Below are 7,441 nucleotides of genomic sequence, written 5' to 3' on the forward strand. Positions count from 1 at the left end.
CGCACCGGGTGTCCCCGCCAGCGGTCCGGCACGCTATTGCGCGCCCTGTTGCCCGGTGTCCGGGTCCTCGGCGGTACGCAGTGCGGTTTCCAGTTCCCGGCGCAATCGCGCCGCGGTGGCTTCGTCACCCGCGTCCTCGGCCGTGGTGATGTCCTGGTGCAGCTGAGCGATGGTGTCCTGAATGGTCATCGGTCCTCCGTTCTCTCGCCTGGGCGATCGCGCCGCATGACTGTCTGCCGGCGACGGCGTCCGTCATGGTGCGCATGACCGTTTTCGGCCGTCCGAAACACCACTCCCGGCCCCGGCCCGCCACAGGCGCCGGCCGATTCGCACTCGCGTGATTTTCAGATCACGTTTCGATCACCGCGTCGTGGGGGTATCCCTGGTCCAACGAGGTTTGGGAAAGCCCGAGGAGCATCCGGTGAACGAAACAACCGAAGCCACGACCGACCAGCACGCCGGAGATCGTGCGTCACGTACCGCCCATGTGCCCGGCCCCGGGGACAGCTACGACAACATCGAACCGCTGTTCGCCGAACTGGCGGCGCTCGCACCCGACGATTCGCGCCGGCGGGCGCTACGCGAGCAGATCGTGCACCGCTGCCTGCCGCTGGCCGAACATATCGCGCGCCGTTTCTCCGGCCGCGGTGAAGCGTTCGACGATCTACTCCAGATCGCACGGCTCGGCCTGGTCCAGGCGGTGGACCGCTTCGACGGGTCGCGGGGCAGCTCGTTCCTGTCCTTCGCCATCCCGACCATCATGGGCGAGGTGCGCCGCCACTTCCGCGATCACACCTGGGCCGTGCGGGTGCCGCGCGGCACCAAGGAACTGCATCTGCGGATCGGCCCGGCCACCGAGACGCTGTACCAGCGGCTGGGCCGGATGCCCACCGCGCGGGAGATCGCCGCGGAACTCGACGCCGATCTCACCGACGTCACCCGGGCGCTCATCGCCGGTAACGCGCACACCAGCAGCTCCCTCGACGCACCCACCGACGACCAGGACGACGAGGTCTCGCCGCCGGCGGTACTGGCCCGGCTCGGCGGGGAGGACCCCTGCTACCGGCTGCTCGAGGACGCGATGACACTGCGCCCGCTGATCGCGGAACTGCCGCAGCGGGAACGGCAGATCCTGGTCTGGCGGTATTTCGCGAACATGACCCAGGTGCAGATCGCCGAACGGCTCGATATCTCGCAGATGCAGGTGTCGCGGATCCTCGCCAAAACGCTGCGGACCCTGCGCGAGCAGGCGATGGCCGAGCCCGGCGAGGCCGATTCGATCACCACGGCCGCCTGATCCCGGGTTCCGCTCGGGCTCGGGGGCGGCCTGGCGATCGATGCCCGCGAGGTGGCCGATGTGGTGACCTTCCTGGCGTCCCCGCGCAGTATCGCCATCACCGGCGACGCTGACGCGGTGGTCCCCGGCCCGGTCTACTACTGACAGCGGTCCTGTCGCCGGGGCCGTCCTGATATACACGGCATATGCCGGCGAACACACACTCCGAGTCCGACGCCTTCGACGATCTGGTGGCCGCCGCCGACGCACCCGTGTACATCGTCACCCTGGCCGCGGGCGGTGAACGGTCCGGGTGCCTGGTCGGATTCGCGTCCCAGGTCGGGATCGACCCCGCCCGGTTCCTGGTCTGCCTGTCCGAGACCAATCACACCTTCCGGGTGGCGCCGGGCGCGGAGTTCGCCGCCGTGCACCTGGTCGGTACGGACGATGCGGAACTCGCCGTGTTGTTCGGCACGCAGACCGGTGACGAGATCGACAAATTCGACCGGTGCCGCTGGCGCTCCGGCCCGCACGGGGTCCCGATCCTGCTCGATGCCGTGGCCTGGTTCTGCGGTCGCATCCTCACCCGGCACGATTTCGGTGACCATGTCGGCCTGGTGCTGGCGCCCGAGGACGCCGCGGCCCCGGCCTCCGCGCCGGCCGTGCTGCGCCTCCACGATGTCGCCGGCCTGCGGCCCGGTCATCCGGCGTGAGCCCGGCCGCGTCAGAGGTCGCCCGTGGTGATCCAGTGGTTCATGGCCGCGAAGGTCACGGGTGCGCTGGGGTGCAGGGTGAGGTTGTGGGCGACCCCGGGGGCGACCAGTGCGTCGAAATCTGCGGCGCCGCTGTAGTAAGGCGCCTCGTTGGCCGCGATCGACGCGGCGTCGCGGCAGCTGACCGTGAAGTTGCAGAAGATGTTGTCCTCTGCACCCATCGCCACCAGGACACGGGCGGTGATCGCGCGGCTCCACGATCGCGTGGATCCTCGCGTGGCCGCGGGGTTGTGTGTGGTGGCGGCGCTCCTGTGCGGTGCCGTACGGCGCCCGCGGGCCGGCCCGCCGGCGGTGACGGCGGCCGGGCGGGTCTGACACCGTGCCGGGGCGGATCTACCGTTCACCGACTGTTACCGCGCTGAGTCGTGACCGGAGTTTGTGCGCCGTGCCCCGGGGAACGTGGTCGATGACGCGGGCCGGCCGTGCCCGCACCGACGCCGGGAGAGGCCATGGACTACCGCGCCCTTGCCTTCGCCGCACTCGCCACCTGTTGCGCTCTCGGACCGCCTGTCGCGCAGGCGGCGCCGGTCCCCGACCTGGTCCCACCCACCGCCGCGGGCGAGCCCACGCCGCGCACGGCCATCTCGGTCCGTTCGCTCACCGGCCTGAGCTGGGGCACCGCCGACGAACACCAGGTGCGCAGCGCGCTGTCGCTGGCCAAGCTCTACCTCACCGATTACGCACTGCGCCACGGTGACGGTTCGGCCGGTGACCTCGCCCTTGGTGAGCGGATGATCCGGTATTCCGACGATGCGGCCGCCGACGCGGTGGCGGCGAAATATCCCGGGGCCATCGCGATGGTCGCCGCGGAGTACGGGCTGGCGGAAACCAGGCCGGGCGCGAACTGGGGCAGTTCCACCACCAGTACCGCCGACGTGGCCGATTTCCTCGACGCCAAACTGCGCACCGATCCGGCCTCCCCGATCCTGTCCTGGATGGCCACCGCCGCACCCCGCGCCGCCGACGGCACCGAACAGAACTGGGGTACGGCCGCGCTGCCCGGCGTCCAGGGCACCAAATGGGGTTGGGCGGATGTCCCGCCACAGGAGGTCGCCTCGGCGTCGTTCGGCCCGGGTTACACGGTGGCCGCGCACACCCGGGGTGGTCCCGCGGACCAGACGGCCGATGTGCTCGGGGCGCTGTCGTCGGTCCTGCCCGGGCGCGGAGGGCCCACCGTGCCTTCCGTACCCGCGCACACCGCCGGCTCCCTTCCGGTGCCGGAAGGCCCGTGGTCCGGGTGACTCCCCGTGCGCCCGGACGACGAACTCGAAGGGTCCCGCCGCGGTATCAGACCGAACGAGTTCGCGGCGGCGCGGGATTCGGCGCGAGCCGCAACGCGAACAACAGATCGGTGTTGTGCACGGGCTCCGGCGATTCGGCTCCCCGCAGTAACCCGGCCCCGCGGATCCAGCTGTGGTGCCAGTGATGGAGTTCCGGCATCGTCACCGCACAGCGTGCGGCGGTCTGGCGCAGTCGGCGACCGGCACCGCCGATGCCGCCGGCGAACAGTTTCGACACGGGCTCCGGGCGGGCTTCCTGGTACGCGCGGGCCTCGTGCAACAGTGCTCGCACCGAACCCGGTAGAACCCATACGTACAGGTCGGCGGGTTGTGCGTAACCGATCGGCCCGGTGAAGACGACTCCGTCGCGGGTGAGCCCCGTACACGGCACCGAACCGAGTTCCACCGTGGTGGCGCCGGTACACAACGCCGTGGCGAGGGCCGCCGCGTCGACCGGGTTCGTGGTGCGTGCCCGGATCCGGCCGATGGTGCCGTCCTCGAGGCATACGGTGGTCAATCCGGGGCCCACCGAGTAGTTGAGGTCGGGCGGCAGGTTCAGCCGCATACCGTGCAGCAGGAAGCCCGCCTGTGCCCCGCGCAGCCGGGCCACGGTGTGCCCACGACCCGGGCTGCCGCAGACGAGCTCGCCGAGAAACCGGTACAGGCCGAGGATTTCGCGCCGGTCGCTGGGGTGGTTCGCCTCGGGCAGCCCGGGCCGGGAAGTCGACAGCGAACGCTCCCAGAAGTATCCGGCGCTTCCGGGTTCACCGAACGGTATCGCCGCGGCGGTGCCACCCGGGTGGTGTACGCACGGACGGCCGGTGCGCGCGGCGAGCCAGCGGCAGGTCGCCTCGATACCTTCGGTGTAGACCGCGTCGAGACGGTCGAATTCCGGCGCGGTCAGCTCGCGGTGGGCGTCGGCACGGAATGTGGTGACATCGCTGTCCGGTATCCCGGGGAGTGCGTCGTCACCGGTGGTCAGTACGACGTCGGCGACCCGGTCCCGGGGTTCGGCGTCGCGGTAACCCATTATGCGCGTGGCGGGTTCGGGTACCTTCTGGGACGTGAGCGGGGTGCGCCGCGCTCTGTGGAAAGTCAGCCACTGGTGTAGTTGCCCCTCGGCCAGACCTAGCTTGCGCGCCGCGGACCGCACGTCTTCGGCCGACAGTGTCTCGTTTTCGTCGAGCTGGACCAATCGGTCCAGTGTGGACGGACGCAGCGTGGCGCCGCTGGTCTCGGTCACGGTGACAACCTCCTGGGCGCGGGCCCGGACGATATTACTGTTCTCCTCCGGTACAGAACATTCGATCACTTTCCGGGCTGGGGAGGAGACGATCAACGAGAACTTAACCACCGTTGACAGAGAATGCGCAGTGCCGGTATTTGCGGAACGTTGGCAGGTCGGCGCACGGAAGTCGAGATTCTCGGCGGCGCACATCCACATGCGCTGGAACCGATATCAATGGGTCCGGCCCGTACGCGGTACGAAAGTGTTGGCCGTTCGATTGCTGACAATCGGCGTTGTCACGGCACGGTGTCCGGGGTCTCGACGCCGTACACCCTGCGGTGTCCGGAGCCGGCGGCCGTCACCGGCCCGGTCGCCCACCTGCCGCGAGCGTGCCGCCGGCGGCACGCCATTCGATCAGGCCGCCCGACATGTTCTTGGCCTCGAAGCCGTATTCGACGAGGAGATTCGCGGCGCCGTAGGACCGCAGACCGCCGGTGCAGAAGGTGATCAGAAGCCGATCGTCGGGCAACTGTTCGCATTCTGTCGTCAACTGTTCCAGCGGTAGGTGGACCGCACCGGGAATGTGGGTGCGATTCCATTCGAACTGCCGGCGCACATCCACGATCAGTGCTCCGGCGCGGACGGCGTCGATCGCCTCTCGTGCGGAGAGGGAGGGTGCGCGGTGCAGGTAATGACGGATGCTCACGGAAGTTCGTCCTCATATCGTCGGGTGGTGGGCACGGTGACGTGCTCGCCGGTCGTGCCGGGTCAGGCCGCGCCGGGGCGCACGATCATGAGCACCACGACAATGAGCCACAGCACGTTGTAGCCGCCGCTGAGCATGCCGAGAGTGCGCAATCGCCGCCCGTCGTCGGGCGCCGCGAGGGCCTGGCGCTGCCTCGGGTGGATCATCGTGATGATGACCGCGGCGGCGCACGCGGTGAGACACCTTCATAGGAGCTGAAGCCTAGCACTTCCTTCAGGGTGGCTGAAGGATTGTGGGCCGGTGCACAGTAGCGTCCGGACGACGCCGCACACCCGCGGCCCGAACTACCGGCCGGGGGGCAACTCGCCGCTGCGGCAGAGGTAGGAAGCGATCTCGGTGAGCTTGGTATTGCTGTGCTGGCTGACCCGCACCAGCAGGGCGAAGGCTTGTTCGGCGGTCAGCTTGTACCGCTCCATGAGAATGCCCTTGGCCTGACCGAGCAGGTCACGGGTGTCGAGGGGTGTGCTTCAACTGCGAAACCTGCTGTGCCGTGGCCATCGCCACGCCGGCGTGGGCGGCGAGGAGCCGTCCGACCCGTTCGGAATCGGCGTCGAAGGCGCGGGGCACGCGCGCGTACAGATTGAGGGCGCCGAGATCGTCGCCGAGCACGTAGAGCTGAAACGACGGCATACTGCCGATACCGAGTGCGGCGGCGCGCGCGGCGAATCGCGGCCACCGCACTTCGCCGGCGGTATCGGGCAGTGCCACGGTGTGCCGTTCGTACAGTGCGTCCAGACAGGGGCCCTGCTCGAACTCGATCTGGGCACGATCGACCTCTGCGACGAGTGAGAAATAGCCCGGCCGGAGACCATCGGGTCCCCGACCGGGCTGCCGGACGAACAGCCGGCGAGTCAGCGGCGGCGTGGCATGGCCGAACCGATCACGGCGTCCGGGATACCGGCCGCGGATCCGGCGACGATCTCGCCGGCGAAATAGGCGGGCCGGTCGATTCCCGGCTCGTCCCGGGTGATGAGCGGGGCTCGAAACCGGCCCGGCCCGATGGCCGCGGTTTCCGGCCGCGGCCGCAGCATGGTCACCGCCGCGACGACGGTGGAGCGGATGGGCAGGCTCGCGGTGCGGGAGTCGGTGCCGGCGAAACGCGCGATACGTGGGTCACCGGTGACAAGGCATACCTCCACACCGTCGCGGCGGTATTGCTCCGCGTCCACCGCCAGCGCCTCCACTGTGCGCAACGACAGGAAACCGAGCCTGGTGGCATCGACGATCAGCGCGCCACACCCGGTGGTCGCCGTATAGACCGCCTCGCGCACCTTCTGCCGCCACAGGGCGAGAGTGAAGGCATCCGCTTCGCCGCGGACGGCGAGGACGACGATTTCGCCGCGCCGGAGAGTCCGGAAGGTCAGCTGGTCGCCGGGTGATCGGGACGGCAGCGGCGAAATGGGGGCAGGAGGTACAGCAGAGAAACTGAATGGCTTCATGGGGACCTGGATCAGTCGAGATGCACTACGCATCGTGGCCGGGCCGACCCTGGAGTCTCAAGGCGAACGTGAACCCGCTTCACCCCTACCCTACGCGCCCGGTGCCGCCGGCGGCCGCGGCGAGCCGCGCGCACCGATACTGCCGGCCGTGTTCACGCGGCCGCCGAGTGTTTGCCCGCGCCGGCCCCGGGTAGGCGGCGGGGTGGCGGCGAACGGCCGTCACCGGCGACAACGGCTCAGGAGGTACGGCAGAGATGCCGACCGACCGGGAAACCGGTCGGGTCACCACCACCGAACGTGACCCGGCGCAGAGTTCGTGACCGGGTCGGTGATGTGGAATCGCCGGGCCGACAGCATATTTCGAGCGAGGGAGGAAACAATGAGCCAGATCAGTCCTGTGCAGGTGCAGAAGTATCTTTCCGGTGTCGACTATCCCTGTGACCGCGACGGCCTCGTCTCCACGGCGAAGAAGAACGGCGCCGACGCGGACGTGCTCGACGCCCTCGGCGGTCTACCGGACCGGACGTTCGACGGACCGAACGCGGTCAGCCAGGCGATCTTCTGAGAACACCGGACAGCAGCCGGGCCGGGGCCGCGCCCCCGGGGCGGCCCCGGCCCGCGCGGCCGCCCACGTCGGGAACCCCTGGGGCGGCGGTGAGCAGAACGGAATAGGGTCGGG

12 protein-coding genes and 1 pseudogene are annotated in these 7,441 nt (G+C 69.5%); 5 read left to right on the plus strand and 8 right to left on the minus strand.

Annotation, left to right across the window (positions count from 1 at the left end; genetic code table 11):
- Window positions 1-33: 33 nt before the first annotated feature.
- The gene (locus ACLML9_RS26525; RefSeq protein WP_156058531.1) at window positions 34-189 is read right to left on the minus strand and encodes a hypothetical protein; all 156 of its coding nucleotides are present in this window, start codon (window positions 187-189) and stop codon (window positions 34-36) included.
- Between the two features lie 232 nt (window positions 190-421).
- Between ACLML9_RS26525 and ACLML9_RS26530 the strand changes: the two genes are divergently transcribed.
- From ACLML9_RS26530 to ACLML9_RS26540, 3 genes and pseudogenes are all read left to right on the plus strand, one after another.
- A complete protein-coding gene (locus tag ACLML9_RS26530; RefSeq protein WP_411948074.1) occupies window positions 422-1,297 on the plus strand; it encodes an RNA polymerase sigma factor SigF in 876 nt (291 codons plus the stop codon).
- 36 nt (window positions 1,298-1,333) lie between these two features.
- Window positions 1,334-1,441, plus strand: a pseudogene (locus tag ACLML9_RS26535) (short-chain dehydrogenase); the annotation flags it as partial.
- A gap of 41 nt (window positions 1,442-1,482) precedes the next feature.
- Window positions 1,483-1,989, plus strand: a complete 507-nt coding sequence (locus ACLML9_RS26540; RefSeq protein WP_411948075.1) for a flavin reductase family protein — start codon at window positions 1,483-1,485, stop codon at window positions 1,987-1,989.
- Between the two features lie 11 nt (window positions 1,990-2,000).
- Here the strand turns inward: ACLML9_RS26540 and ACLML9_RS26545 are convergent, their stop codons facing one another.
- Entirely contained in the window at window positions 2,001-2,210 is a 210-nt protein-coding gene (locus tag ACLML9_RS26545; protein WP_411948076.1) for a hypothetical protein, read from the minus strand.
- A 261-nt stretch (window positions 2,211-2,471) separates the two neighbouring features.
- Between ACLML9_RS26545 and ACLML9_RS26550 the strand changes: the two genes are divergently transcribed.
- The gene (locus ACLML9_RS26550) at window positions 2,472-3,290 is read left to right on the plus strand and encodes a hypothetical protein (RefSeq protein WP_411948077.1); all 819 of its coding nucleotides are present in this window, start codon (window positions 2,472-2,474) and stop codon (window positions 3,288-3,290) included.
- Between the two features lie 46 nt (window positions 3,291-3,336).
- Here the strand turns inward: ACLML9_RS26550 and ACLML9_RS26555 are convergent, their stop codons facing one another.
- The 6 genes from ACLML9_RS26555 to ACLML9_RS26580 form a co-directional block, all read right to left on the minus strand.
- Window positions 3,337-4,572, minus strand: coding sequence for a hypothetical protein (locus tag ACLML9_RS26555; RefSeq protein ID WP_411948078.1), 1,236 nt, complete (start codon window positions 4,570-4,572; stop codon window positions 3,337-3,339).
- Window positions 4,573-4,915: 343 nt separating this feature from the next.
- On the minus strand, window positions 4,916-5,263 hold the full coding sequence (locus ACLML9_RS26560) for a rhodanese-like domain-containing protein (protein WP_411948079.1): 348 nt from the start codon (window positions 5,261-5,263) through the stop codon (window positions 4,916-4,918).
- A 62-nt stretch (window positions 5,264-5,325) separates the two neighbouring features.
- Window positions 5,326-5,469 carry a hypothetical protein gene (locus ACLML9_RS26565; RefSeq protein WP_411948080.1) on the minus strand — a complete coding sequence of 48 codons (144 nt, stop codon included), beginning with the start codon at window positions 5,467-5,469 and terminating at the stop codon, window positions 5,326-5,328.
- 138 nt (window positions 5,470-5,607) lie between these two features.
- Window positions 5,608-5,739 (minus strand): ANTAR domain-containing protein, encoded by a 132-nt coding sequence (locus ACLML9_RS26570; protein WP_411948081.1) that lies wholly within the window; start codon window positions 5,737-5,739, stop codon window positions 5,608-5,610.
- 28 nt (window positions 5,740-5,767) lie between these two features.
- The gene (locus ACLML9_RS26575; protein ID WP_411948084.1) at window positions 5,768-6,232 is read right to left on the minus strand and encodes a GAF domain-containing protein; all 465 of its coding nucleotides are present in this window, start codon (window positions 6,230-6,232) and stop codon (window positions 5,768-5,770) included.
- Complete coding sequence (locus ACLML9_RS26580; RefSeq protein WP_411948082.1) at window positions 6,175-6,762, minus strand: STAS domain-containing protein; 588 nt, start codon at window positions 6,760-6,762, stop codon at window positions 6,175-6,177. Before ACLML9_RS26580 ends, ACLML9_RS26575 begins: the two co-directional genes overlap by 58 nt.
- A 379-nt stretch (window positions 6,763-7,141) precedes the next feature.
- Between ACLML9_RS26580 and ACLML9_RS26585 the strand changes: the two genes are divergently transcribed.
- The gene (locus tag ACLML9_RS26585; RefSeq protein ID WP_411948083.1) at window positions 7,142-7,327 is read left to right on the plus strand and encodes a DUF2795 domain-containing protein; all 186 of its coding nucleotides are present in this window, start codon (window positions 7,142-7,144) and stop codon (window positions 7,325-7,327) included.
- The last annotated feature ends 114 nt before the right edge of the window (window positions 7,328-7,441 follow it).

Source organism: Nocardia sp. NPDC002869, from assembly GCF_046764065.1.
Taxonomy (GTDB): Bacteria; Actinomycetota; Actinomycetes; order Mycobacteriales; family Mycobacteriaceae; genus Nocardia; species Nocardia rhamnosiphila.

What these genes read in the sequence shown, in the direction of transcription:
- ACLML9_RS26525 (WP_156058531.1), bottom strand. Translation starts at nt 189, where the DNA reads ATGACCATTCAGGACACCATCGCTCAGCTGCACCAGGACATCACCACG.
- ACLML9_RS26540 (WP_411948075.1), top strand. Translation starts at nt 1,483, where the DNA reads ATGCCGGCGAACACACACTCCGAGTCCGACGCCTTCGACGATCTGGTG.
- ACLML9_RS26545 (WP_411948076.1), bottom strand. Translation starts at nt 2,210, where the DNA reads ATGGGTGCAGAGGACAACATCTTCTGCAACTTCACGGTCAGCTGCCGC.
- ACLML9_RS26565 (WP_411948080.1), bottom strand. Translation starts at nt 5,469, where the DNA reads ATGATCCACCCGAGGCAGCGCCAGGCCCTCGCGGCGCCCGACGACGGG.
- ACLML9_RS26570 (WP_411948081.1), bottom strand. Translation starts at nt 5,739, where the DNA reads ATGGAGCGGTACAAGCTGACCGCCGAACAAGCCTTCGCCCTGCTGGTG.
- ACLML9_RS26580 (WP_411948082.1), bottom strand. Translation starts at nt 6,762, where the DNA reads ATGAAGCCATTCAGTTTCTCTGCTGTACCTCCTGCCCCCATTTCGCCG.
- ACLML9_RS26585 (WP_411948083.1), top strand. Translation starts at nt 7,142, where the DNA reads ATGAGCCAGATCAGTCCTGTGCAGGTGCAGAAGTATCTTTCCGGTGTC.